At 51.6% G+C, this 26,565-nt stretch carries 23 protein-coding genes; 14 read left to right on the top strand and 9 right to left on the bottom strand.

Features of this window, described 5'->3' with window-relative positions; genetic code table 11:
• Nucleotides 1-4 precede the first annotated feature (4 nt).
• The 5 genes from ACO08I_RS02195 (at nt 5) to ACO08I_RS02175 (ending at nt 4,717) form a co-directional block, all read left to right on the top strand.
• A complete protein-coding gene (locus ACO08I_RS02195; protein ID WP_421948331.1) occupies nt 5-817 on the top strand; it encodes an exonuclease domain-containing protein in 813 nt (270 codons plus the stop codon).
• Complete coding sequence (locus tag ACO08I_RS02190; RefSeq protein WP_421948330.1) at nt 804-1,667, top strand: MbnP family protein; 864 nt, start codon at nt 804-806, stop codon at nt 1,665-1,667. The genes ACO08I_RS02195 and ACO08I_RS02190 overlap by 14 nt, the downstream gene beginning before the upstream one ends.
• A gap of 72 nt (nt 1,668-1,739) precedes the next feature.
• Entirely contained in the window at nt 1,740-2,519 is a 780-nt protein-coding gene (locus tag ACO08I_RS02185) for an MbnP family protein (protein ID WP_421948329.1), read from the top strand.
• Nucleotides 2,520-3,581, top strand: coding sequence for a cytochrome-c peroxidase (locus ACO08I_RS02180; RefSeq protein WP_421948328.1), 1,062 nt, complete (start codon nt 2,520-2,522; stop codon nt 3,579-3,581).
• Nucleotides 3,578-4,717: a cytochrome-c peroxidase gene (locus ACO08I_RS02175; RefSeq protein ID WP_282781874.1), complete on the top strand. Its 1,140-nt coding sequence runs from the start codon at nt 3,578-3,580 to the stop codon at nt 4,715-4,717. The genes ACO08I_RS02180 and ACO08I_RS02175 overlap by 4 nt, the downstream gene beginning before the upstream one ends.
• Before the next feature lie 333 nt (nt 4,718-5,050).
• Here ACO08I_RS02175 and ACO08I_RS02170 read toward each other — a convergent pair whose 3' ends face one another.
• The 3 genes from ACO08I_RS02170 to hemE form a co-directional block, all read right to left on the bottom strand.
• Nucleotides 5,051-5,383 (bottom strand): cupin domain-containing protein, encoded by a 333-nt coding sequence (locus tag ACO08I_RS02170; protein WP_421948327.1) that lies wholly within the window; start codon nt 5,381-5,383, stop codon nt 5,051-5,053.
• Nucleotides 5,370-6,248 carry an acetyl-CoA carboxylase, carboxyltransferase subunit beta gene (accD, locus tag ACO08I_RS02165; protein ID WP_044226521.1) on the bottom strand — a complete coding sequence of 293 codons (879 nt, stop codon included), beginning with the start codon at nt 6,246-6,248 and terminating at the stop codon, nt 5,370-5,372. Before accD ends, ACO08I_RS02170 begins: the two co-directional genes overlap by 14 nt.
• A 227-nt stretch (nt 6,249-6,475) precedes the next feature.
• A complete protein-coding gene (gene hemE, locus ACO08I_RS02160) occupies nt 6,476-7,507 on the bottom strand; it encodes a uroporphyrinogen decarboxylase (protein WP_421948326.1) in 1,032 nt (343 codons plus the stop codon).
• Nucleotides 7,508-7,592: 85 nt separating this feature from the next.
• On the opposite strand from hemE, the gene ACO08I_RS02155 reads away from it, so the two are divergent.
• The 4 genes from ACO08I_RS02155 (at nt 7,593) to ACO08I_RS02140 (ending at nt 13,809) form a co-directional block, all read left to right on the top strand.
• Nucleotides 7,593-9,023 carry a dicarboxylate/amino acid:cation symporter gene (locus ACO08I_RS02155; protein WP_421949744.1) on the top strand — a complete coding sequence of 477 codons (1,431 nt, stop codon included), beginning with the start codon at nt 7,593-7,595 and terminating at the stop codon, nt 9,021-9,023.
• Between the two features lie 12 nt (nt 9,024-9,035).
• Nucleotides 9,036-9,563 carry a hypothetical protein gene (locus ACO08I_RS02150; RefSeq protein ID WP_282781880.1) on the top strand — a complete coding sequence of 176 codons (528 nt, stop codon included), beginning with the start codon at nt 9,036-9,038 and terminating at the stop codon, nt 9,561-9,563.
• Between the two features lie 112 nt (nt 9,564-9,675).
• The gene (locus tag ACO08I_RS02145; protein ID WP_421948325.1) at nt 9,676-11,019 is read left to right on the top strand and encodes a TlpA disulfide reductase family protein; all 1,344 of its coding nucleotides are present in this window, start codon (nt 9,676-9,678) and stop codon (nt 11,017-11,019) included.
• 108 nt (nt 11,020-11,127) lie between these two features.
• On the top strand, nt 11,128-13,809 hold the full coding sequence (locus ACO08I_RS02140; RefSeq protein WP_282781884.1) for an SDR family NAD(P)-dependent oxidoreductase: 2,682 nt from the start codon (nt 11,128-11,130) through the stop codon (nt 13,807-13,809).
• Between the two features lie 68 nt (nt 13,810-13,877).
• Here the strand turns inward: ACO08I_RS02140 and ACO08I_RS02135 are convergent, their stop codons facing one another.
• The 4 genes from ACO08I_RS02135 to lipB all read right to left on the bottom strand — a co-directional run bounded on the left by ACO08I_RS02135 (nt 13,878) and on the right by lipB (nt 18,307).
• A complete protein-coding gene (locus tag ACO08I_RS02135) occupies nt 13,878-16,448 on the bottom strand; it encodes a VPS10 domain-containing protein (RefSeq protein ID WP_421948324.1) in 2,571 nt (856 codons plus the stop codon).
• Between the two features lie 103 nt (nt 16,449-16,551).
• Nucleotides 16,552-17,088 carry an acyl-CoA thioesterase gene (locus ACO08I_RS02130; protein ID WP_282781888.1) on the bottom strand — a complete coding sequence of 179 codons (537 nt, stop codon included), beginning with the start codon at nt 17,086-17,088 and terminating at the stop codon, nt 16,552-16,554.
• 4 nt (nt 17,089-17,092) lie between these two features.
• A complete protein-coding gene (locus tag ACO08I_RS02125) occupies nt 17,093-17,515 on the bottom strand; it encodes a hypothetical protein (RefSeq protein WP_238578331.1) in 423 nt (140 codons plus the stop codon).
• A gap of 39 nt (nt 17,516-17,554) precedes the next feature.
• Complete coding sequence (gene lipB, locus ACO08I_RS02120) at nt 17,555-18,307, bottom strand: lipoyl(octanoyl) transferase LipB (RefSeq protein ID WP_421948323.1); 753 nt, start codon at nt 18,305-18,307, stop codon at nt 17,555-17,557.
• A 192-nt stretch (nt 18,308-18,499) separates the two neighbouring features.
• Here lipB and ACO08I_RS02115 point away from each other — a divergent pair, with 192 nt between their 5' ends.
• From ACO08I_RS02115 to mqnB, 5 genes are all read left to right on the top strand, one after another.
• Nucleotides 18,500-19,843, top strand: coding sequence for a serine hydrolase domain-containing protein (locus ACO08I_RS02115; protein ID WP_421948322.1), 1,344 nt, complete (start codon nt 18,500-18,502; stop codon nt 19,841-19,843).
• A 54-nt stretch (nt 19,844-19,897) separates the two neighbouring features.
• On the top strand, nt 19,898-20,974 hold the full coding sequence (locus tag ACO08I_RS02110; protein WP_421948321.1) for a redoxin family protein: 1,077 nt from the start codon (nt 19,898-19,900) through the stop codon (nt 20,972-20,974).
• A 95-nt stretch (nt 20,975-21,069) separates the two neighbouring features.
• Nucleotides 21,070-22,185 carry a PD40 domain-containing protein gene (locus ACO08I_RS02105; protein ID WP_044226501.1) on the top strand — a complete coding sequence of 372 codons (1,116 nt, stop codon included), beginning with the start codon at nt 21,070-21,072 and terminating at the stop codon, nt 22,183-22,185.
• A gap of 102 nt (nt 22,186-22,287) precedes the next feature.
• On the top strand, nt 22,288-23,097 hold the full coding sequence (locus ACO08I_RS02100; protein WP_421948320.1) for a hypothetical protein: 810 nt from the start codon (nt 22,288-22,290) through the stop codon (nt 23,095-23,097).
• Between the two features lie 13 nt (nt 23,098-23,110).
• Nucleotides 23,111-23,800, top strand: a complete 690-nt coding sequence (gene mqnB, locus ACO08I_RS02095; protein ID WP_421948319.1) for a futalosine hydrolase — start codon at nt 23,111-23,113, stop codon at nt 23,798-23,800.
• Here mqnB and prmC read toward each other — a convergent pair.
• Both prmC and ACO08I_RS02085 read right to left on the bottom strand, forming a co-directional pair.
• Nucleotides 23,797-24,639 (bottom strand): peptide chain release factor N(5)-glutamine methyltransferase, encoded by an 843-nt coding sequence (prmC, locus tag ACO08I_RS02090; protein ID WP_421948318.1) that lies wholly within the window; start codon nt 24,637-24,639, stop codon nt 23,797-23,799. The genes mqnB and prmC overlap by 4 nt on opposite strands.
• The gene (locus ACO08I_RS02085; protein ID WP_421948317.1) at nt 24,636-26,489 is read right to left on the bottom strand and encodes a PAS domain S-box protein; all 1,854 of its coding nucleotides are present in this window, start codon (nt 26,487-26,489) and stop codon (nt 24,636-24,638) included. The genes prmC and ACO08I_RS02085 overlap by 4 nt, the downstream gene beginning before the upstream one ends.
• Between the last annotated feature and the right edge of the window lie 76 nt (nt 26,490-26,565).

The raw sequence follows: 26,565 nt of genomic DNA, 5'->3' as shown, positions 1-26,565 counted from the left end.
TATTATGGACTTCAACCTGGACCGGGACTTGATTTTTTTTGATTTAGAAGCTACTGGGCTTAGTGTGGTCAGAGACCGGATTATACAAATCGCGATGGTCAAATACCCCAAAAAGGGCGGCGAGCCTCAGGAACTGAGCATGCTCATCAACCCGGGCATCCCGATCAGCGAAGAAGCGATGGAAGTCCACGGGATCACCCCAAAGGATGTCGCCAACAAGCCTACCTTTCAGCAGGTGGCGGAGGAGATTTACAACTTCATCGGCAATGCCGACCTGGCGGGTTACAACTCCAACCGCTTCGACATTCCCATGCTGATGGAGGAGTTTGACCGCGTGGGGATTGAATTCAGTATCAACAACCGCCGGACCATCGATGTGCAGCGCATTTTCTACAAAATGGAGCCCCGTAACCTTAAGGCTGCCGTGCGCTTTTACTGCAACAAAGAGATGGAAAATGCCCACGACGCCCTCGCCGATGTCTACGCGACTATTGACGTCTTCAAAGGGCAGCTGGAAAAATACAGGGGCGTGGACTACGAAGACGACGATGGCAACATCACCCCCACCCCGGTGACCAACGATATGCAGGTGGTGCACGATTTCACCAACGATTTGCGTTATGTGGATGCGACGCAGAAAATGAAGTATGATGTTGACGGCTCTATTGTGTTCAGTTTCGGTAAATACAATGGCAAGCCGGTCGGCGAGACGCTGTCCAAAGACAAACAGTATTTCAACTGGATCCTCAACAAGGAATTCAGCTCGCAGGTGAAGCAAATTGTGAAGAGATTGGTACGTGAATATGAGAATCAGTAGAATTATTGCAGGTATAATATTGCTCCTGACGCTATGGAGCGGCTGCTACGAGCCTCAGGACGGGTGCCTCGACCTGGAGGCCGTTAACTACAATTTTGCGGCCGATAACAATGCGCCGGAGGATTGTGAATACCCGGAGGTGAGGGTGCAGTTCACCCACGTCTACAGCACGCCGGATACCGTTTATAATTTCCGGTTGCGCGACAGCGTCTATCTGGATGAAGCCGGCAACCCCTTCACGGTGAATGCGTTCGAGTTTTTTATATCCGGTTTTGAACTGCAGCGTACCGATGGGGCCTACCTAAATATAGAGGAAGAGCTTGATGTATACCTGTTCGACAACGATGGTAATGTCGTGCTGCAAATGGTGCCTGACAATTTCGGCTTCGTCCGGGCAGGCAACAGCAGCAGCATAAGCCTGGGCACCCTGCGGGAGGCCGCCGATCTGCAAAGTCTACGGTTTTTTGTGGGTGTGAATGGGCAGGCCAACGTCGCCATTGCCGATTCCATCCCGCTTAGCCACCCGCTTGGGCTGACCGACAGCCTGCTCTACTTTAACCGGGACTCGGGTTATGTGTACCAATTCATCGAGCTCTTCCGGGACACCACTGCGGCCGATACCATCCCTGAGCAGCTCCGCATCGGCACTTTTGCCAATCTTCAGCAGGTGCAGTTGCCCGTAGGTGGGGAGAAAATTCCCGGCTTCAACCTCAAAGTTGTGATACAGATCGATTACAGCAAGTGGCTGGCGGGCATCAATGTAGCGACAGATTCCAATGCCGAATTGCAACAAATAATTGTCGGCAATACAGCAGAGGCCTTTTCTTTACAGGAAATTGTACTGGAATAGCGTTGAAAAGGACAACAGCTTTTGTGGTAAACCTGTTATGTTTACAGCTAAAATCAATTAGAAGCTGAATTTATGAAGCAAATACTATCCCTTTTTGCGCTTGCCGTTGCCGTCTTTGTGGCTGGCTGTGGCAACTCTGATGACAACGGTGGACCCGCCACCACAGAGCTTACCCTCCTGGCTACGGGCACCTACGGAGACGACCCGCTCGTGATGTTTGAGCGGACCTATGAGTACGAAGACAATATGGCGCTGCAGATGCAACTGCTGCAGACTTACCTTTCTGACATCGCGCTGGTCTACGAAGAAGACGGTGTCGAAAAAGAAGAATTGCTGACCGATATTGCGTTGGTCAGCTTTGGCAATGTCTTCACGGACGAAGATGCCGCTGAAGGCGTGGAAGTTGTTAAGATGGAAGTGCCCGTCCGAAACTACACGGGGTTAAAAATCGGGCTCGGTGTTTCTCCCGAGCTTAATGCCACTATTCCACCTGACTACGACCTGACGCACCCGCTGTCTCAGAACTACTGGGAAGATGCCTCCAGCTATATCTTTTTCAAAGTAGAAGGCAATGCAGATTTGGATGCCGATGGGCAGTTCCAGGATAAGCTCACCTACCATGTCGGGGGTGACAACAACTACAGCACGGTCCAATTTACCGGAGCAATTGACCTGGAAAAAGGAACGCCGAAGACCCTCGCTCTAAATATCGACCTTCAGAAAATTCTCATCAAAGGAGACGGGACGTACTGGGATTTCCGGGAAGGGCAGTTTGCGCATTCCACCACTTCTCCGGCTGCTGTTTTCATGGGTGAGAATTTCCCGAATGCAGTCCGCCTCGAAACCCGGTAAATGACAAAACGCCCCTGGCATATGATCGGGGCAGCTTTACTGTTGTTCAGTCTGCCTCAATGTACCACTGATCCGGCTGCTTCAGTGAGGGAGGCTCCTTTGCAGGGGCCAGCCCACTTTGTACAGTTGGTGGAGGATACAGCGAACCCGTACAGCCCGGAAAAAGCAGCGCTGGGGCAAATGCTGTTTTTCGACCCTGTCCTTTCCAAAGATTCCAGCCTTTCCTGTAGCAGCTGCCACCTGCCGGAGCGAGCCTTCACAGATGGCAAAGCGATCGCAGTGGGCGTTGACAACCGCGAAGGCACCCGCAATGCACCGTCCCTGGTCAATCTGGCCTGGATTACCGAAGGGTTGTTCTGGGATGGCCGCTCCCCCACCCTTGAGGAACAAGCCGTGCATCCGGTCATTAATCCCAATGAACTGGGCAGCGACTGGGTTACGGTGTTGTCCCGTTTGGAAGCGCATCCGGACTATCCGGGCTATTTTGAGAAGGCGTTTGGAACAGGCATCGCACAGCAGACAGTTGTCCATGCCCTGGCCCATTTTCAGCGAAGCCTTATGAGCAGCGAAAGCAAGTACGACAGCGTGATGCGGGGGGAAGCAGCTTACACGGATTTGGAGTTGCATGGCAAGCATATCTTTTTTGATTCTTCAGAAGACCTGCCGGATGGCGAATGCGGCCATTGCCATACGCCACCTCTGTTCACCGATCAGACCTATATGAATAATGGTGTGCAACAGGAGCTGGCTCCTTATCATTATCCGGATGCCGGGCGGGGTGCCGTAACGGGCGTAAAATATGACAACGGCCGCTTCAGAGTACCCAGCCTGCGTAACATTACCCTTACGGCGCCCTACATGCACGATGGGCGCTTTGCCACCCTTGAGGAAGTCATTGAGCACTACAACAGCGGAGGGCACCCTGGGCTTAATGTAGACCCAAAAATCAGAAAATTACATTTCAGTGACGAGGACAAGCGGGCTTTAATCGCTTTCCTGGGAACCCTTACCGATACTTCGTTTGTTCGTAAATTATCCGATCAAAAAGCTTTGCTACAATGAAAATACCTGCGCTACCCCTTTTTCTTGCTCTCCTCACCCTGACCCTTTTCAGTGCCTGTCAGGAAGATAACACCGGTGATCCTACCGTATGCGATAACTGCCCACAGGAAGAACCAATACTGGCGGATTACGACCCGACGGATTATTCCTTCGACTATTTGCCCGATCATTTCCCCAATCCTATCCTTCCGCCGGACAACCCGATGACGGAAGAGGGCATTGCACTGGGCCGCATGCTGTTTTATGATCCCATCCTTTCACGAGACAGCACGATTTCCTGTGGCAGCTGTCACTTTCAGGAGTTGAGCTTTACGGATGGCGTAGCGGTGAGCACGGGTATTGACGGTCAGTTGGGCGTACGGTCTTCTATGCCTTTGGTGAACCTCGCCTTCAACCCACGGGGCTTTTTCTGGGATGGCCGTTCCGCCACGCTGGAAGAACAGGCCCTGGTACCTATCGAAGACCACCGGGAGATGGACGAGTCCTGGGACGTAGTGGAAGAGAAACTTCGGAACCACCCGGATTATCCGGCAAAATTCCGGGAAGCTTTTGGCATTGAGTACGCGAGTGAAATCGACCGGGATTTAGCCGTAAAAGCGATCGCTCAGTTTGAGCGGACGATGGTCAGCTATCAGTCTCGCTTTGATCAGGTGGTATGGGCACAGCAGGGCTGGCCTACCGAGGAAGAGCAAATGGGGCGTGACCTGTTCTTTGTAGAGCAAGCGTTACCTACACAGGAGCACCCGGGCTGCTCGCACTGCCACGGTAGTGCCCTTTTTACAGAAAACAACTTCTTCAACAATGGTATCTCTGATGTGGAGGACCTCGAAAGCTTTCCGGACAAGGGCTTCGGAGAGGTGACTGGAAATATTTACGACAACGGCAAGTTCCGGGCGCCAACGCTGCGCAATATCGCGCTCACCGCACCCTACATGCACGATGGGCGCTTTGCCACACTTGAGGAGGTACTGGACTCTTACGCAGCTGGCGGGCACGGTATCGCCAACGAAGACCCAAACATCCAACCCTTCGCCCTGAGCGACGAACAGAAGCAAGCTATGATCGCCTTCCTGAATATGCTGACAGATACGAGCTTTGTGAATAATCCGGCGTTTAGTAATCCGTTTGGGGAGTAGTTGACGGTAGTATGAGGTGGACGCCTGGGTAATCCACGATGCACATTCCGCACCTACGGCGCGGGGAAAGCGGCTGTAGATTGGAGGTTTTACCCACATATAGTCCCTAACGGGACTTCAAGGGTTAACTACACGTTCGCCTGAGCAAAAAAGCGCACTGACCGTAGCTCCCACTACCCTTCGGTATGACAAAACGCTAACAGCGCGATGCCCCATTAGGGGCAAAATATGGGTAACCCCAAGACATCACACTAGTTCCGCGCCATTAGGTGCGGAATGTGAGTCAGGACAAGTATAAAATCAAAAAGAAAATAGCACAACCCCAGCCCAAGCCTACTTATAGTCCTCCCGCACCGGGTGAAAAACATCAATCAGGTAACAATCCGTAAGCGCCTCCGCCGAATGTGGGGTGTTACCGGGAATCACCACAGCATCTCCGGCTTCACAGATCTTTGTTTTACCGTCCACGGTCATCGACAACTTCCCGGAGATCACGTTGGTAACCTGCTGATGCGGGTGCTGATGCTCAGGCAGGACACTCCCCTTTTGAGCCCGTACATGACCGATGGTCACCTCATCCGTATGAATAAGGCGCGCGGTGAAGCCAGGGACCAGCTCCTTTTCACGGATATCTTCCTTAAGCCGTAGGAAACTATTGCTGCTCATCTTCAGTAACCGGGTTAGCAGGTGGTTTTTCAAAGAAATACAGCAGGTCGGAAATCACCTCTTTCAAATCCTTGCGGTCCACGATGAAATCCAGGAAGCCATGCTCCAAAAGAAACTCCGAAGTTTGGAAGCCTTCCGGCAGCTCCTTTTTGATGGTTTCCTTGATGACCCTGGGGCCTGCAAAACCAATCAATGCTTCCGGCTCTGCAAAATTGATATCGCCAAGCATGGCAAAGGAAGCCGTTACCCCACCCGTGGTCGGGTCCGTCATCAAAGAGAAATAAGGTACTTTAGCCCTCGCCAGCTGGGTAAGCTTGGCTGAAGTCTTCGCCATTTGCATCAGCGAGAAAGCCGACTCCATCATACGGGCACCACCTGACTTGGAAATCATCAAAAAAGGAATGCGGTGCTCGATACAGTGGTCAATCGCAAGCGCGATCTTTTCCCCCACAACGGAGCCCATAGACCCGCCGATAAACTTGAAATCCATTGCCGCAATCACCAGGGAACGGCGGTTGACTTTTCCTTTAGCTACGGCTACAGCGTCTGTGAGACCGGTTTTGTCTTTAGCATCCTCCAACCGCTCGGTGTAGGGCTTGAGGTCAGTAAAGTTCAGGAAGTCCTTAGAGCGCAAATCTTCATAAAGCTCCTCGTACTGCCCATCGAAAATCAGGCCGAAGTAATCGTAGGAACGCAGACGGACATGGAAGTTGCAATGCGGGCATTTGAAGAAGTTGTCCTTCAATTCCTTAACGGTGGACGTTTCCTTGCAGCGCCGGCATTTGTACCACAGTCCTTCAGGGGTGTCCTTTTTATTTCGTGTGGCGGTTTGAATGCCATCTTTGAGTCGTTTAAACCAGCCCATTCAGTTGCTTTTTGGATGATGATTATTTTTCGCTGTAACAGCAACACAAAAGGTTTTCGGGGTCGCACCACTGTTGAGCAACGGTAAAAGCACCATGCCGCAAACAGGCAGTGTATTGATTCTCAGCGGTATACGATCATAAAAAGCCTGTTTATCCGGCTTTGCCTGTCGTAAAAACGCATCCAAAATAATGCGCACGGGGGCAAATCTAATAAAAAACCAGATACTTATTTGTACTGATAGGCCCGGACAGCGTTGACAAATGCCTTAACACCTTCAAGAGGCGTATCCGGATAAACGCCATGCCCCAGGTTAGCAATATGCCCCCTGCCATAGCGGTCCAGCATGGCTACAGCTGCCTTCGCCACTTCCTCGGGCGGCGCGTACAACTGACAAGGGTCCAGGTTGCCCTGCAATACTTTGTCAGGGCCTATCCATTCACGGGCAAGCTCAGGGGGCGTGTTCCAGTCCAGCCCAACTACCTGACAATCCACCTGCCCAAGGTCTTCGTAGACAAACCAGGCGCCCTTCGAAAATACAGTAACGGGAACATCGGTAATGGATTCTGCGATCACCTTTATATAAGGCAACGCAAACTCCCGGTACTGCGCCGGGCTAAGAATACCCGCCCAGGAGTCGAATACCTGCACGAGCTGCGCGCCGCTTTCGACCTTCAGTTTGAGGTAAGCAATGACGGTTTCCGAAATCTTCTCCAGCAACTGATGGGCGAGCTTTGGGTCTGTATAGAGTAGCTTCTTGGCTTTTGAAAACGTCTTGCTGCCACTGCCTTCCACCATATAAGCCAGCAGTGTCCAGGGCGCGCCCGAGAATCCGATGAGGGGCACCCGGCCGTCCAGTTGCTGCCGTGTGAGCGCCACGGCATCGTAAACGTACTGCAGTTCAGCCGCTGCGTCGGCACCGCTTGTCAGCTTTTGAACGTCCGCCTCGCTTTTGATCACTTCCGGGAAAAGCGGCCCGCGTTTCTCTACCATTTCATAGGTCAGCCCCATCGCCTCGGGGATAACCAGAATATCAGAAAAGATGATCGCAGCGTCCACATTTAGCTCATCTACCGGCTGAATGGTCACTTCGGCAGCAAGCTCCGGTGTTTCCACCAATTCTTTAAAGCCGGAAAGCCGGTTGCGGATGGCGCGGTACTGTGGCAGGATGCGCCCTGCCTGCCGCATTAGCCATACCGGCGGGCGTTCCACCGCCTCTCCACGGGCGGTTCTTAGAAAGAGGTCATTCTTTGTGCTCATGCGGCAAACTTAGCCAAATTTTTATTTTGCTTGCTATAAAATGTCTAATTTGGGGGCTTCAACTACCTGACCTTACACGATTATGATAAAAAATTTACCGCTGCACTGGAAAATCATCATCGGTCTTATTGCCGGTATCATTTACTCTCTCGTTTCCAGTTCACTGGGATGGAATAGTTTTACACAAAACTGGATTGACCCCTTTGGCACCATCTTTATCCGCTTGTTGAAATTTATCGCTGTACCACTTGTATTGTTTTCCATCATTGGCGGCGTCGCAGGGCTTCCTGACCCTGCAAAGCTGGGCAGAATGGGGGCAAAGACCCTGGTGGCCTATGTTGTTACCACGGTAGCAGCGGTTACCGTAGGTCTGGTGGTCGTCAACCTGTTCCAGCCAGGCGACTACATCGATGAAGGGCAGCGGGTCAAGAACCGGCTCAAGTACGAATTATGGGCAGAAAGCACCCCCGGTGGACGTATACTGGACGGAGAGCGCTACCTTTCCAAGCCAGAGTATGCGGATCTCGTTGCTGAGGCAGAAGCTGCCATGAAAACTGAAATGAGCGACGAAGGCGTAGAAGCCCGGATGAAAGCCGCTGAGCAATTTAAAGAAGCCGGCCCGCTGCAGTTTTTGGTGGACTTTGTGCCCGATAACATCTTCGCAGCACTGACCGATTCAGGCCGAATGCTGCAAGTTATCTTCTTTGGGATTTTCTTTGGCATTATGTTGTTGCTCATCCCTCAGGAAAAGGCACAACCGGTACGACAGCTAATAGATGGAGTCAATGAAGTCTTCCTCAAAATGGTGGAAGTGGTGATGGAAGCTGCACCGTTTTTCGTTTTTGCCCTCATGGCAGGGGTGATTTCCAAAATGGCCAGTACGCCGGCAGAGGTTATCGAAATCTTTAAAGGCCTGCTCAGTTATTCCGTAGCCGTACTGATCGGTCTTCTGTTTATGATCTTTATCTTTTACCCTCTGGTTGCTTCCTTCTTTGTGAAGAAATTATCCTACAGCGGTTTCTTCCGGCGAATTAGCCCGGCGCAATTTCTGGCTTTTTCAACGAGCTCCAGTGCGGCCACCCTGCCCGTGACGATGGAATGTGTCCGGGACAATATCGGGGTCTCCCAAAATGTCACCAACTTCGTGCTGCCTATCGGTGCAACTGTTAATATGGATGGCACGAGCCTTTACCAGGCTATTGCGGTGGTCTTTTTGGCGCAGATGCACCTGGTAGACCTTACCCTGGGGCAGCAACTGACGATCGTGCTCACCGCCACGCTGGCTTCCATAGGCTCAGCCGCAGTACCGAGTGCAGGGCTGGTTATGATGATCGTGGTGCTGCAGTCCGTAGGGCTTAACCCCGCATGGATTGCAATCATCTTTCCGGTGGACCGCATCCTGGATATGTGCCGGACGGTGGTAAATGTGACCGGAGATGCAACAGTTTCCACCCTGATTGCCCAAACGGAAGGCGAACTGGATGTGAAACGGCTGGAAGAACTTGAAACTGTATAATTCTAAATACCCATGGCTGAACAACAATTGCTTGGAATTGGCTCCCGGGTCAAGCACCCGGCTTACGGTGATGGCGTCGTCATCCGATTGCACAAAGTGGCCTACGATGTATGCTTCATGGTTTATGGCATCAAACAGGTCGGTAAGGAATACGATAAATGGGAAATCATTGATGCGGTCCCGGCTGAGGAAGGGGTCTCCTTCAATGAAATCGAAAAGTCCCTGATCAAAGTCCTGCGCAATTTTTCAGATTTACAGGAAATCACAGAGCTGGGCAACCGCTGGGAAGGCGGGAAACTCATACTGGAGCCGGGCGATCCGGCAAAAGCCAAGGAGATGCCCATCGAGAGTTTCTTCCATAAAATCGTGATGGTCCGCGACCGCTTGCGCGTAATGGAACAACGCATTAACAGCAGCAATCTGAACGATGAAGAAAAAGTCAATCTGCAGCAGTACGTCACCCGTATCTACGGCAGCCTGACCAGCTTCAATGTGCTGTTCAAGTACAAGGAAGACCATTTTAAAGGAACAAAATCCTAAATCGAAGGAAGCTTAAGGCAACAAAATGGAAAAATTCACATTTGAGCCTTGAAAATGTATCTTTTGACCGATTATGGAGTATAGTATTAGAACCCGCAAATCTGAATATTGCATGAACAACGCTTTCCGGCTCATCGCTGTGCTTTTGCTTGCCGCTTCGCTATTCCAGCAGACTGGCTGTATCGTTGTCGAAAACGAATTTTCGGCATTGCCTCCCGGCCCATGGCGTGGTGTACTGGAGTTGGAGCCCAATCTGGTAACCCCTAATCCCGATGGAGAGCCGCTGCCGGAAAAGCTCAACCTGGAATTCGAAGAAGTGACCAATGGCGAACTGCCCTTCAATTTTGAAGTCGTGTATACCAATGACACCGACTTCTACATCGAGCTGATCAACGGAGCGGAGCGGTTCCGGGTAGATGATATTACAATTGGGCTGGACCGGTCTACTGCAAAAGATACCATTGTGATCAATTTCCCGGTCTATGATTCCCGCATCGAAGCCATCTATGAAGAAGATGTCATGGAGGGCGAATGGATTGTCAACAACCGGGGCGAGGACTACCGTATCCCCTTTAAGGGCTATCACGGGAAAGGGCATCGTTTCACCACGCTGCGCAAAACGCCCAAAACGGACCTGAGCGGCAAGTGGGCAGTTACCTTTGGCGTGGAGGGTGGTGAAAGCGAGCAGTACCCCGCTGTTGCAGAGCTAAAGCAGGATGGGAATGCTTTGACCGGCACTTTTATGACCGAAACGGGCGATTACCGCTTTTTGGAAGGCAGTGTGCAGGCCGACAAAGTCTACCTCAGCTGTTTTGACGGGGCCCATGCCTTTATGTTTGAAGCACGGATCAGGGAAGACGGGAGCCTGCTGGGCTCCTTCCGCTCCGGTAAGCATTTCCAAACCCTTTGGACGGCCAAAAAAGACCCTGATGCAGCTCTGGCCGACCCCGACAGCCTGACCGGGCTCAAAGCAGGCTACTCCACTCTTGAATTTGCCTTCCCTACCCCTTCCGGCGACACCCTCCGGTTCCCGGATGCCCGGTATGAGGGCAAGGTGGTCATTGTACAATTGCTTGGGACCTGGTGCCCCAACTGCCGGGACGAAACGGAATTCCTGAAAGCATACCTGGAAAACCATCCGCAGGCTGACCTGGAGGTTATCGGCCTTGCTTTTGAACGCTACGAAGATCCGGAAAAGGCTATGGCGGCCATCCGGCGTTTTAAAGATCATCTCAATCCGGGGTACGAGATCGCACTCGCCGGGCCTGCTGACAAATTAGCAGCGGCAGCAGCACTACCGATGCTCTCCGAGGTCATTGCCTATCCCACGATGATTATCATCAACAAAAACGGAGAAGTAGAGCGTATACATACCGGTTTCAATGGCCCTGCTACCTCTGCCTATGTGGATTTCAGAAAAGAATTTAATACATTTATAGCTAGCCTGCTGGAGTGAGTAACAGAGAAAAATTGTATCATTTATTCCTGCCTGCCCGTGAAGCCACGGCCAGGCAGGCAGGTCCGTCAAACTGCTAAGCATAATACCCAAAAATCATCAACAATCATGAGTACGAATAGTATTGCACTGGCCTACTGCGCTGATAATGAGTCTACTGTTGCAGAAGTTCAGGAACATTTGTCTGCCTCTGCTTACACCTTTCACCATTATTCCTGCAACCGGTCAACGGATAACAACTTCCTAACTGATCAGTTGCTTGGGCAGTCAGACCCTATTTTGCTTTTCATTAGCGACAATTACCTCAAATCAGCTCAATGCATGAGCCGTGGGCTGAAGCTGCTGCAGGAAAAGCGGCATGATATTCTGCCGATCATCATTGACGGCATAACCGAAGATCCGGCTACAGGGCAGAAAAAAGCTGTACATACCGATTTTGAACGGGTGAGCGATATTATTCAGTATATCAACTACTGGCAGGACCAGTACCTGGACCTGCGGCGACAAAAGCGGCAGATGAACGAGCTGGATGAAGACCATTTCAATACGCACCTCAAGGTAATGCGGGAAGTGTCGAGTGAAGTGGGTGAATTCCTCCGCTTGCTCCGCAGTATGAACTACCTGATCTTACCTCAGTTCAAGGCTAATGCCTACCAGCAATTTTTCATTTTCACAGAAGACGAAGCCAGCTGGACTTCCTTCAAAACGGGCTTCAATCCTCCTGTTCCGCAGCCGGAACCCACCGCACCGGAGCCGGAAGCCCTTGAAGTGGAAATCGAAGCAGAGCCGGATCCCGACCCTGAAATCATCGCCAACATCCCGGGCATTGACAAACTCTACCCGGAACAAAGCGAAAGCAACGTCAGTCCGGAAATGGACGAACCTGTGGAGGATGTGCCTGCGGAGGCCCCTGAATCCAATGAGCAGGAAGACGAAGATATTGTCGCTGATACTCCTACTCCTGAACCGGAAACCGGGTTTAGCCCGGAAGATGAAGAGACAGAAACTCAATCCAAGGCTGCTGATATGGAAGATGGCTCGGAGTACTGGCAACAATCTGGTGAGCAGGATCATGAAGAAATCTTCGAGCCTGTGGCTGAAGAAACCAGTCCTGAGGAGGAAGTTTCAACCGAAATACAGAATCAGGACCGCATTGAGCGTGCCCTAAGCCTGCTCAACAACGGGCAGGTGGAGGATGGGCTGCAAACTATGGCTGATGCCATTGAGGCACAACCTGATAATGCCACCCTGCGCTACCATTATGCGTTGATGCTCGCCCGGTCCCGCAAGGATTACCATTCCGCCCGTGAAGAGCTGCTGCCGGTTATTGAGCTGGACCCGGAAAATACCGATGCCCTGTTTTTGCTTGGAGAACTGGAAGAGCTGGAGGGCGACTTTGAATCGGCCCGCAGCCATTATCTGATGCTGCTTGATGTGGATGAAGATTACCCAAATGTGTACTACCGTCTGGGCATGATTACTGCCGCTCACTTTGAAGAGGAGCGTGCCGAAGCGGCCAAATACTTCAGGAAAGCGGCGAAGCAGGACAGAAGCAACTACGATGCGCTGTACCAGTATGCACTACTCCTGAATGAAGCGCTTGGCAAGCCCGAGAAAGCAGTGAAGTATTTCAAAAAAACCCTGAAAGTCAATGCTTTCCACCCTTTTGCGTACTACGATATGGCACTGGTATACCATCAGCTGGGCGAATACCGGAAAGCAGCAGATGCTTACCAGAAAGCTATTCAGATCAATCCGGAACTAAAGACGGCTGAAAATGACGAAGCCTTTGCTATTGCCGCCGCTCAGGCAGAAGGGAATACACACGAAAAGCAAACCTCCACATCGGCTTCAGGTACCGTCAATATGAGCGCAATTGAAGCACTTAAGGACAGTATTGTACAACTCGAACAGTTGCTCCGGGAAAAAGAAGAAACGGTCAATGAATTAGAGGGGCAGCTCGCTGCCCGCCCGGCTACACCCCCGCCCCCACCCCGCCCAAAGGTCGATCAGACCGTCTTGATAACCGGCGCGACTTCCGGTATCGGCAAGGCAACAGCTTCGCTGTTTGCAGAAAAAGGCTATCGCGTAATTATCACCGGACGGCGCAGGGAACGCTTGGACCTCTTCCGCTCACAGCTTACGGAGCAATTTGAAGCAGAAGTAATGCCCCTGACTTTTGATGTACGCAGCGAGCAGGAATGTGAAGCCGCACTCCATCAACTGAGCGGGCAATGGGCAGAGATTGATATCCTTATCAATAATGCCGGGAAAGCTAAAGGGCTGGCTCCTGTGCATGAAGGGGAGCTCCGCCACTGGGAAGAGATGATCGATACGAACCTAAAGGGGCTGCTGTATATGACGCGCCTCGTGGCTCCGGGTATGGTCGCACGCGGCACAGGGCACATCATAAATGTCTGCTCAACGGCAGGTAAGGAAGCCTACCCCAACGGAAATGTCTACAACGCTACTAAGTTTGGTGTGGATGGCCTGACAAAAGCCATGCGTATGGACTTGCACAAGCACGGTGTGCGTGTAGGTATGGTGAGCCCTGCTCATGTGGAAGAAACGGAGTTTGCTCTCGTTCGCTTCGATGGGGACGAAAGCCGTGCCCGTATCTATGAGGACTTTAAGCCTCTGGCCAGCCATGATGTGGCAGAATCCATTTATTTCATCGTTACCCAGCCGGCACATGTCAATATTCTTGATGTGGTCCTGCAGGGTACGCAGCAAGCCAGCAGTACGATCATCGATCGTTCCGGCAGAGACCGGTATGAAGAAGAGGAGTAAACGCCTAAATAATTGGAAATGAGTTACAGGGCTTCGATGGTCATCATCGAAGCCCTGTCTGCTTCATACTATTGCTTCAGAAATTTGACCTGATGGATCTGTTGGTGCATTTTCACTTTTGCTACGTACCAGCCGGCAGGCCAGCTTTGAATGTCAATCTGATGAACAGCCCTACCCTGCTGCTGCCCTTTCATCAACTCTACCAGCTGCCCGCTAGCATTCAAAATAGCAATTTCATAGGCCCGCCCGGGATAAATATTTGAGAAAGAAAGGTTGACAAAGGCCGTGGCCGGATTCGGATGAGCTTCCAGTGCAGATTGAAGTTCCAGTTCATTAACCTGAACCACCGTGGTGTCTTCCATTTCCTGTTCAATAATCAGGGAGTCAAGCGGATAGGAAAGAATAGAGCGGGCAAATGTCCCCACCAGCAAGCGGTTGTTGATGCTGTCGTATTCCAGGTCGTACACCGGAACGAATGGAAGATCGGCCCCAAGCCTCTCCCACTGCATACCGGCATTCATAGTGCCATATACCCCTCCGTCAGTACCTGCGAAAAGGATAGAATCCTGATGACCCGGCAAAATGTATACGTCATTGACGGCCAAAGGCGGCAGGTCTCCGGAAATATCTTCCCAGGTTTGCCCGGCATCCGTGCTCCGGTGCAGGTGAGGGATGAAATCATTGTCCTTGTAGCCGGAATGAGCCGCATAAACGTAGTCTTCGAAATCAGGGGAGGGCTTCACACTCGTTACATAACGCTCCGGAAGCCCGGCGCTGATGTTGGCCCACTGCCCACCGGCATCATCAGAACGCCAGACGTTGGCGTCTACTGTGCCCACATACAATCGCCCTTCAACCACCGCCGACTCCTGAATGCTCGTAATAGCATGATAGCGGGGATGGAGCACCAATCCATCTGTCAAGTCTTCACTTATGGGGGCCCACTGCGGAACAACGCCAGCCGTACTTTGGTAAACCCTGAAGGTGCCGGTGTACATCACATCCGGATCGTGAGGACTGATGATGTAAGGCATATCCCAGTCCCGGCGGTCAGTAGGGATAATCCCTTCAGTGGCACTAAACCAGGACTGCCCTTCGTCAGAAGAGCCCACGATGTTCCCTCTTTGAGTCTCTGCGTAAATCACCTGCGGCAAATCCGGACGGAAAGCCGTCTGAAAGCCATCACCACCGTAAATGCGGGGCCATTCGAATTCGAGATTGGGCCCACCAGACGTTCCATTGTCCTGAGCCCCGCCGTACACCCAATCGGGCCGGTGAGGGTTCCAGGCTATCCGGTAGTACTGACTGGTGGGTATACGTTCCATATCTTCCCAATTAAAGGCGCTGTAATCCGAACGGTACAGCCCACCATCGGTAGCCAGCAGGATATTTTCCTGGCTGTCGAACACCAGGTCGTGCTTATCGGCATGGACTTCGTAGATAAACCAGGGAGGGGAAGCCATAGCCCAGTTTGCGCCACCATCCGGCGACCGCCACAAGTCTACGCCAAGCAGAAAGATATCGTCTTCGGAAACCGGGCTTACCCGGAGCTTGCCAAAGTACCAGCCAAAGCCTCCCAGAGCGTCTGTAGGCAAGCCATTCACCCCCAGGTTTTCAGTGATCTGGCTCCAGGTATCCCCTTCGTCTTCCGATTTATAAATGCCTTGCAATTGGCTATTCAGTCCTACGTACATGGCATAGATATTTTCGGGCGCGGCAGGGGTAACGGCCAGCCCCACTCGTCCGGTAGGTTCCATAGGGAGCCCTCCGGAGAGCATTTCCCAGGTCAGTCCGCCATCGGTAGACCGGAACACTTTTGCGCCAGGCCCGGTAACCAGGCTCTCGGTATTGCTCCGGATCCTGTCCCAGCCGCTGGCATAGAGCACCTCCGGATTGGCAGGATGGCGCACCAAATCAATGGCGCCCGCCTGATCACTGATGAACAAGGTTTGAGCCCACGTCGCCCCACCATCTATAGACTGATAGATACCGCGCTGAGTATTGCGTTCAAAAGGGAGCCCCATGGCTGCCACCGTTAGTATATCGGGTTGGTCTGGGTGGACCAGGATGCGGGGTAGGATCCGTTGCGCCTGAAGCCCAAGCTTTTCCCAGGTTTGCCCGCCGTCCTCGCTTCGGTAAAGCCCGTCCCCTATTCCCGGGTGGGAACTAATATTCGGATCGCCGGTAGCTACGTAAACGCGCTCGGGGTTACTGGGGTCTATTTCGATATCGCCAATGGCCAGGAAAGGTTGGTCATCAAAAATGGGAGCCCAGGAGGCTCCGTCATCGGTGGTCTTCCAAACGCCTCCTCTGGAAAAGCCAATATAAATGGTCCCATCATCCTGAGGGTGTACAGCAATAGTATTGATGCGGGCACCAAGATTCCCCGGGCCTCTGACCGTCCAGGGCTGATCGAAGCCGGGAAAAGCCCCCGACCGCAATTGCAGCGCTGCCCTGGCTTTGGAAAGGGCTTTTTCATACCCTTTAAGGTTGAAATGGTCATCCGGATAAGAGCGTTTAAGGAAGAAGTCCTCTGAGGGCTGATGCCTGGCGTCAAAGGAGGAAGGACCGGAGTCATTATCCTGCCCGCATCCCCACAAGCATAGGGATAGCGCGGCAAGAAAGAGCATGTTTTTCATACGGCAGATTGTTGTTACTGGAAAGGTACAGCATCTGCCGGGTAAAGTTGGTTGCGATGAGCTGAAAAAACCGTGTTTGGCACCATTCAGACAGAATGCAGGCCTACTGATGCCGTGGCATATCGTCAAAGAAAGAGCGGATTTCCGTGGATTGCTCTGGCTTCATCCGGCCACTTAGGATCAGGCGCACTTCCCGGCGGCGGGGCGCGCTGTCGTAGCGCTGCTGCTCAATCTCTGTAAGTGCCAGTACAGGCGGGACGGGTATGGGCTTGTGATCGTCATCAAGGCCAACAAAGGTATAATAGGCATGATTGCACCGCCGGGCATCTCCACCCTTAATATTGTTCGCGAAAACCTCCACGTAGACTTCCACAGAGGTACGGAACGCACGGGTGACAGAAGCCTCCAGTGTAACCACATCCCCAACCATAATGGGCTTTTGAAAAGATACATGGTCAACAGATGCCGTCACCACATGCGCTTCGCAATGCTTGCCCGAACAAATACCGGATACAATATCCATCCAGCGCAGGAGGTTCCCGCCCATAAGGTTGCCCATCGGATTGGTATCGTTAGGCATGACCATTTCCGTCATTACGGTACGGGATTCGCTTACCCGTTTGGCTTTGCGTTCGCTCATGCTATTATCGGATCATTACCCCTTTGAGGTTGATAAAGGGGATGGTGGTGAAGTTGTTCTCCTGAATGCTGCCTTTGACGAAGACGTACTTCTTGTCGTACATATGCCCTTTGTAGGTAAAGCTGATCCAGTATTCGTTAGTCAGGTCAAAGAGTTTGACCTGAATAGGCTCAATCTTTACGATCTGCAGTGGGCCGATTTCTTCAAAGAAATGGCGCAGCACGGTGGTTTTCATCTTCTCGCCGTCAAGCTCGCCGTAGCCACGGCTGTTGATCAGCACATTGGAGATCGGCTCCTCTTTTAGATTAATCAGGTAGCTGTCCCAAAGTTCTTCTTCTGTGGTTTGGGCTGCCCGAGGTGCCACAGCGATGGCTACGTCCTCCACTTTCAGGTTAGGAATATCTTTTATCATAGTTGGGTCGGTCATACCGTTATAGGATTTCATAGGATTCAGCAACTGGGGTTTTTAATGGGTTTTCGTTGTGGGCTGTTTCATTGCCCTGGCATCCACGTATTCGTATTCAAAGAGCTGTGCAAAGGTGGTTCTTAATTTTGTCTTGACTTCTTCAATATCCACCGTGTATCCCAACTCTGCTTCCATGGAAGTGACCGCTTTGTCATCATCGGCTATACCGCAGGGTATGATGTGCTCAAAGTGGCTAAGGTTGGTATTGACATTGAATGCGAAGCCATGCATCGTCACCCACCGCTTAAGATGGACACCGATCGCACAAATCTTTCGCTTAGGCTTTTGCGCTGTTGCCTCAAGCCAAACGCCGGTATACCCCTCCTCCCGCATACCGGTAATACCGTAAGATGCAAGGGTAAGGATTACGGCTTCCTCCAGGTAGCGGACATATTTGTGGATATCGGTAAAGAATTCATCCAGATCAAAAATAGGATAGCCAACTATCTGACCGGGACCATGGTAGGTGATATCCCCACCCCGGTTGATCTTAAAAAACTCAAAGCCCTGCGCCTTCAGGTCAGCTTCCGAAAGTAAAAGATGCTCCAGAGAACCGCTTTTGCCCAGGGTGTAGACCGGGGGATGCTCACAAAACAGCAGATAGTGTGACTGTGGAATCTCAGGCTTATCAGCTTTGCGCTGAGACCGGTTGTGGAGTTTGCGCCCGACAACTTCCTGCAAGCGCGCTTCCTGTAGGTCCCACGCTTCCTGATAGCGGATGCGCCCCAAGTCTTGAAATACAACTTTCTGCATGCTTTTCAAAATGTGCCGCAAAGGTAACGGGATTAGGGCATAAATCAAGTTTTTCCGGGCATTATTCTGATATTTAGTCCTTTAGCTGCCTATCTTTAAGCCTGAATTATCCATTGACCGGTCAGGGAATCCTTTGCCTTCTTCCCTTTTACATTTAACCTCTGACGCCTGCGGAGTGTAAAAAAGACACCTATGCCACATTTGAAAACCACTGCAATCTTTCTTTTCCTTTCGATTTCTATTGCCTGCTGTCAGGATGGCGGTCTCCATCAGCAGTTCCATCAAATAGCCAAAGGGTATCAGTCTGTATTTGGCTTTTCCGGCAATATCAAGGTGGTAAAAGACGACAAGGGGGTCTTCGAACAAAGCTATGGGCTGGCCAATCGAAGCTTCGGTATCGAAAATACGCCTCAGACTCGTTTTTCCATCAACTCCATTTCCAAAACCTTTACCGCGGCTGCGATATTGATGCTGGCCAGCGATCAGAAAATCGGCCTGCAGGTGCCCATCAGCGCTTACCTGCCTGAACTCAATGCCTCATGGAGAGATACCGTCACCGTGCACCACCTGTTATCTCACACCTCAGGTTTGCCCAGGGAGTCGGGCATTCAGGCCTGTGATGAGCTTTCCTTCATGGAGCAACTTAAACTGGTGGAAACCAAATCGCTGCTCTTTTCACCTGGCGAACGTTATGAATATTCGAACAGCGGGCTAATCCTGCTTGGTGCCATTCTGGAAAAAGTAAGCAACCGGTCCTATGAGGACTTCATACAACAGGAAATCATTGAACCGCTCGGGCTAACCAACACCGGCTGCTATCAGGGTAGGAATGTCGTGGACCATCAGGCGGTCCCCTACCGCTTCTCTGCCAATGGCCTGGAGACTGCTCAAAGGAGCAAGCACTTAGGGGATAATGCCGGAGGCGGGCTCTACTCAACTGCCGCAGACCTTTACAAGTTTGTGCTTGGGCTGGAGGCCTATAAGCTGCTACCGGAAACCTACACAGCGCTGTTGTTCCAGCCACATGCACAAAGCGGGGAAACAGACTTTGAGGGCTATGCCTGGAGCATTAAAAAATTCGGAGATGAAAAGATCCATTTTGCAGCGGGCAGCGGCTATGGTACCAAAAGTGTCATCATCCGGATGCCAAATACCGGCAGTTTTATCGGTATTACTTCTAATTGGGGCAACACGCCTGTTCTTCAATTGCTCAGAGACTTGTATCTTACCCTTATCGGAGCGGAGGTCGCCCCGCCCACAGAAAATGTACTGGCTAAGCCAAGAGATTACACTATACGGTTGGGCGACTACCAATTTGATCAGGGACAGCTGATCCGGCACATGGGTATGGACCGGTCAGTCATCCGGTTGCACGCCTTTGAAGGCAAATTGTTCCTAAACGACGAACTGCTGGCCGAAAAAGAAGGCACCCTGATGCTAACTTATACGAACGAGCTTCGTATACACTTTGAAGGCTCCAAAATGATCATCAACATCAATGGAAATATCATGGAGAGCCAAAAACTGCAAAAATGATTTATCCAGCCTTGAATATAGCAACAGCATCATCTGATAAAAACCACTGATAATATGCGAACCTATCTGCTTGCCACCTGCCTTTTTCTTTTCAGCTATCCGGTCCTTCTTGCGCAGCCTGCTCCTGATTTTAACATTACTGATAGTCAGGGCAACAGCCATCAGCTCTACGCGGATTACCTCGATCAGGGGAAAACGGTAGTGCTCAAGTTGTTCTTTACTTCCTGCCCGCCCTGTAATGCCATCGCCAGTGCCACAGAGCAACTCAATCAGGAGTGGGGCGGCGGCAGTAACGATGTTGTTTTTATCAGCCTGAGCATACTGGGCAATGACACAGACAACCAAGTCAATAATTACAAAGCCAACCATGGCATTACTTATCCCGGCGCAAGCCCGGCTGGCGGCAGCCTCGCCGCCACCGCTCCCTACCAAAATGGCACCTACGGCTTTTTTCTGGGCACCCCCACATTCGTGGTCATCGCTCCCGACGGCACCGTCGATTATGATCCAAGAGGGCCTAATCAGTCCGCCACCCTTATGGAAGTGGATGCTGCCATTGAGGCAACAGGTGCTCAGCGCCCCTTGGTTAGTCTGGCGAATAACGGAAGCGCTGTGGACCCCCAAAATGACGGGGTAGCTGGCATGTCGCTGGAGATTACAGAGTTGGACTCTATAGTAGCGCAGACCAACAGCACCGGCTCTTACAGCTTTAACCTGCAGGTCATGCCGGGACAATCCTACACCCTCCGGGCTACCAAAGATATTAACCCTACCAATGGGGTAAGCACCCTAGACCTGATCTTGCTGAGCCAGCATATCCTTGGTGTTCAGCCCATTACCGATCCCGAGCGCCTCCTCGCCGCAGATGCTAACCGTAGCGGAGGAGTCAGCCTCCTGGATCAAATCCGGATTCGCAAATTGATTTTGAGCATTGATAGTGACTTTGGAGAACAACCCTCCTGGATTGTTATTCCTGCAGATTATGACTTTCAAAATCCGGAAGACCCGTTTGATGAAGTGTATAACGGCAACCTCAACCATGCCATACTTACTCCAGGCAGCCTGCAGTCCCTGCAATGGAAAGCCATCAAAGTTGGCGATCTCAACCTGGACGCTAACCCCCGGGATTAAGTATAGGGATACTATGACCATTTGATGACGCATTGGCGATGAGGCTACATTTTGAGAATTCAGTCTGGCGAGTATCTTTGCAGGAAAAATTGAGCATGAAAATCCAACTCTTTGGACTCCTCGCTGTCTTGTTGCTGCTTTCCGCATGCGGAGGCGCCGGGTCCACTGATCAAACCACTCAGGACGAGGCGGGTACTTCCGAAAACGCTTCAGTTGCTGACACCCTGCGCTATGAGCAGGAAGCCAACCTGAAAAACCTCCGCCAACTCACCTTTGGCGGCGATAACGCTGAGGCTTACTTTAGCTTCGACAATTCCAAGCTTGTCTTTCAGGCAGCCAATGAGGCATGGGACGCCCCCTGCGACCAGATCTTCTACATGCCCCTAAGCGGCTATACCGGCGAGCGCCCTCCTATGCTCAGCACAGGCAAGGGCCGGACCACCTGTTCTTACTTCATGCCGGGCGATACCACCATTCTCTACGCCTCCACTCACCTTGGAGGAGATGAATGCCCGGAATCCCCTCCCGTTGTCAATGGCAAGTACGTTTGGCCGATTTACGAAAGCTATGACATCTTTGTGGCAGACCTTGAGGGCAATATCAAGCAGCAGCTCACGGATCATCCCGGCTACGACGCTGAAGCGACCCTGAGCCCGGATGGCTCCAAAATTGTCTTCACTTCTACCCGCTCGGGCGACCTGGAACTCTGGACAATAAACACAGATGGTTCTGAGCTGACACAGGTAACAGATGAACTAGGCTACGATGGTGGTGCATTCTTCTCTCCGGATGGGACCAAGCTCATCTTCCGGGCCTCCCGTCCAAAAACGGAAGAAGAGCAGGCCACTTACAAGGCTTTGCTGGCACAGGGCGTGGTGCAGCCTACTGAAATGGAAATTTTCGTCTGTAACGTGGATGGCTCGGACATGCAGCAGATTACCGACCTTGGTGGTGCTAACTGGGCGCCTTATTTCCACCCTTCCGGTGAAAAACTGTTGTTCTCGACCAACCACCATGTGGAAGGTGGGCGGCAGTTTAACATTTTCTCCATCAACCTCGATGGCACCGGGCTGAAGCAGGTGACTTTCGATAAGACCTTCGATGCCTTCCCGATGTTTTCCTACGACGGCAAATACCTGGTTTTCTCTTCTAACCGCAATAACGGGGGCACGCGCGATACCAATGTGTTCCTTGCGGAGTGGCAGGATTAATAAAGACAGCCTTTCTGCAGTTATGGAAAGCCGGTATATCCTTTTGGGGTTATACCGGCTTTCCCGTATTAAATCTTAATTTTAGGGCCTGAAAAGCACCCTATGAAGTACCTACTGACCCTGTTCGCTGCATTATTAGCCATTTCTTCTCTTTTGGGGCAGAATGGTACACCTCCACCGGGGGGCGCCCGGGGCATTGGAATGGGCTTTACCGGCCTGACCTTCCATGATGTCCACGCGGTATTTAGTAACGCAGCCGGTATTGCCAATCTTGACCGCACTTCGGTAGCTGCTTTTGGAGAACAGCGGTTTCTCCTTGAAGAGTTGGGCGCCTACTCCTTCGCGGTGGCATTGCCTACCAATGCAGGTACTTTTGGGCTTGGTGTTCAGCACTTTGGGTTTGAAGGCTATAACGAGCAGCGTATAGGGCTTGCCTATGCACGCCCGTTGGCTGAAAACCTTTCCATTGGCGGGCAATTTCTGGCGCTGAACACCCAAATTGAAGAGTATGGCAGCCGGCTGGCTTTGACCTTCGCCCTTGGACTGCAATATCAGGCATTGCCACAACTGGAATTTGCAGCCCATATCAACAGCCCGGCGCGGGTGGAGGAAGGCAATGGAGCCTTTCTGCCTACCGTTCTCAGTGTTGGCGCACGGTATACGCCTTCCGGGCAGGTATCCATTTTGGTGGAAGCAGAAAAAGATATTGACTATCCGGTACGCACTAAAATCGGTATCGAATACCAGGTTGCCGATCCTTTTTACCTGCGGTTTGGCGCTGCTACGCACCCGGCAACGGTGACAATGGGTATTGGCTACCAAATTGCAGACCGGCTCTGGTTTGATGTAGCTTCCGGTTATCACGAAATCCTCGGCTTCTCACCCGCCGGGGGCATTCACTATCAGTTCTAAAAACGCTATTGCTTTGAATATACTTATCGTCGCTGCCACGCCATTCGAAATCGCGGCTCTCCGCGCTCACTTACAATCTGCATTTGTACAGACGGCTGAGCATCAATTTCAAAAAGGGGATGTCAAAGTAGCTCTTTTAATTACCGGTGTGGGCCTGCCGCTTACCGGTTATGCCCTGGGGCGGGTGCTGGCACTGGAGGAATGGAACCTCGTGATCAATGCCGGTATTGCAGGCTCTCTGTCTGCTAAGTTCAGTCCGGGCAGTGTGGTACAGGTGGTAACAGAACGTTTTGCGGACCTGGGAGTGGAAGAAGCGGACGGGCGCTTTACCTCCGTCCATGAAATGGGGCTCATCGAAAAGGGGCAGCCTCCCTTTGACGAGCAGGGGCGTATGCCTAATCAGCACGCGCAGGAGTTTGACTTTCTGCCTCAGGCACATGGCATTAGCGTCAACCGGGTGCATGGATCAGCGGCTTCCATTGAGCAATTGAGGCAACAATATCCGGATGCGGAGATCGAGTCTATGGAAGGCGCCGCTTTCTTCTACGCCTGCCTGATGGAGAAAGTACCATTTCTGGAAATCCGATCCGTTTCCAACTTTGTGGAGCCCCGCAACCGGGACAACTGGAAAGTGGAAGAAGCACTATCAGCATTGAATAAAACACTTATTGAACTGTTGCAATCGCTTTTTACCAGTTATTAGCGTTTCACCGCCTTCAAAATCCGGGTTTTGCCACTCATGTCCTTCTTCAGCTCAGCCTCCGCAAAGCTCTGGGCTTTAACGATTTGAAGTACTTCAGCTCCATTGAATTCATTAAGCTCATAGTAAAGCATACCACCCGAGGAAAGATGGATTTTCGCAAAGCGGGCAATGGCTTCGTAAAAGACCAGCGCGTCTTCGGTAGCGGTGAATAGCGCCAGATGAGGTTCGTGCTCAAGTACGTAATGGGGCATCAGCTTTGCTTCCGAGGGCGGGATGTAGGGCGGGTTGCTGACGATGATATCATAAACAGGGAATTGGGGCCAGTTTCCTTCGTCCAGAATATCGGCCTGCAGAAAATTGACAGCGGTTCCCAGCAGAGCTGCATTTTGGCGTGCGACCTTCAGTGCGCTCTGACTAACATCCAGCCCTTCGACTGACCAATTTGGGCGGTGGTGCTTAATGGTAAGCGGAATACAGCCAGTGCCGGTGCCTATATCCAAAGCGGAGCGTACCGGTCCTGCGGGATGGTCCTGCAATATTTCGTAGACCAGTTCTTCCGTTTCTGCTCTCGGGATAAGTGTATCCCGTGTAACCCTGAATTTCAGCCCGTAAAAATCAGCCTGCCCGAGGACGTACTGCAAGGGCTCACCATCGGTTAGCCTTTGTGTAATCTCCTGCAGCTTGAACACTTGCTCTGGTGGAAGGCCATCATCCCGGTTCAGGTTACGGACTCCGAAAGCATCCTCGAAAACCAAACGGGCGATGTTGCGGGCCTCCCGTTCATCGTATACGGCGGTAATCTGACGGACAAGCCCCCGGTAAGCATTGGCAATTTTCATTGCACAAAGGTAAGGATAAATGTAGAGCCCAGGCCCGGCTCGCTTTGTACTTCAATAGAGCCGCCGAGGGCTTCCACCTGCTGTTTGGTCATAAACAGCCCCAGGCCTTCACCCTGGCTATCCTGATGCAGGCGCCCGCCCAGTTTGAAAATTTTATCCCCGTAGCGGTCCAGGTCAATACCGATGCCATAATCCCGGACCCGTACCACGATCTGACTCCCTTCCTGCACGCCGATGATATCTACAGTTTTCTTGCGTTTAGTGGTGCCATATTTGATGGCATTGGTGACCAGATTGTGAAATATGCTATCCAGGTAAGCCGGTACAGATTGAACGTACAGGTCATCGGGCACGCCCACCAGAAATTGAATGCCTTCCCGGAAGATACTTTCGTTATTGAGCTCAATGACACGAGTAATGGTCTCCAGCAGATTGCACGGCACCCAGGTTGTCATATCAAGGCTCTGTTCAAAGTTCAGCAGCTCATTGACGTTGGAGATGGTATTGTTGAGCCGGTTGACTGTCAATTCCATCATATTGAGGTACTCCTCATTAGAGGGTTCTGAGCGGACCATTTCCAGTAGCCCCATAATATTGGCTACAGACGACCGGATGTTATGGGAAACCATGAAGGAAAAATCTTTGAGCCGTTTGTTTTGGTTGGTCGCAGTGCGGAGTAAATTCTGGTGCGCTACAGCAGCCGATTTCTGCTCGGTCACATCCTCGAAAATCCCGTACCATACCAATCCGCCATCAGCTTTGAGCTCAGGGCGTGCCCGCAGCCTGTTCCACCGGTGCTGCCCGGGCTGCTCTGATTTAACCCGGTATTCTATATTCAGCTCACTCAGGTCTCCGTTGGCGGCATTGGCAATTGCAGCCCTCAGCTGCTGTACATCATCTTTATGAATAGCTTCGAAGCCCGGTTCTGCAGACTCCCTGAGGAGTTCCGGCGTCAGTGTGTGCTGCAGGCGGTTGATTTCCCGGCTGATGTATGGGAAATACAATCTGCCGTCCGGTGTCAGTTCCATTTGGAATACCGCTCCCGGTACATTTTGCATCAGCTTACCCAACTGCTCTTGATGCCATTTTATGCTTTCCTGATGTGCTTTCTCTTCCGATATATCCTGCACAGTCGCAATAACGCCTACGGTTTGCCCAACGTCATTGACAATAGGGCTGTCGATGACTTTAACCGGGAAAATACGCCCTGATTTGTCTTTATGGATTTGTTCACCGCCCCATGTTTTGCCCGCCATTAGTGCCGACCGGGCAGCTTCTGTATCATCCGGCTTCTCTTCATGCACTGTAATATTGATCTGCCGTCCGAGCATCTCCTCCCGGCTGTAGCCATAGATTCTTTCGGCGGCTTTGTTCCAGTAGGTCACGACACCTTGCAAATCAAATGCCATCGCTGCCTGCCCTATAGTATCCAGCAGCCGGCTTTTAAACTCGACCTCTCTTTCCAGTTTTTTGTGAGGGCTCAGGTCGTAGCCAATGCACAGGACCTGTACAGGCATCCCGGCTTCATCTACCACAGCCTGAAACTCCCAGAGCGAAACCATTGTACCCGTATCTGTTTCTAATGGTTTGCGTAATTGGCCAATCACACTTTCGCCCGGGTTTGCCAGACACTCCTGCACCATAGCAATACAGGCAATCCGGTCTTCGCCAACTATCGAAAGCATGGAATCTTTGCCAATAGCTTTTTCCGGATCTACGTTAAATTTTTCGCAAAAGTGATGATTGAGATAAGTGTACTTTCCCTGCAGGTCTGTAGCAATAATGTAGATATTGTCGCTTTCTAGTACTTTTGCCGCTATAGCGTCAACTAAAATCTGCTCTTCTAACATTTTCGTGCATATTTGCGGGAGAAAGAAGGACAACGGAGGCTATATTCATCCGTCTGAATCCGAATGCAATATAATT

Origin of the sequence: Phaeodactylibacter xiamenensis (genome assembly GCF_965229835.1) — a bacterium.
In the GTDB taxonomy this organism is placed as follows: Bacteria; Bacteroidota; Bacteroidia; order Chitinophagales; family Saprospiraceae; genus Phaeodactylibacter; species Phaeodactylibacter xiamenensis.
This window is presented reverse-complemented; position numbering and strand designations above follow the sequence as displayed.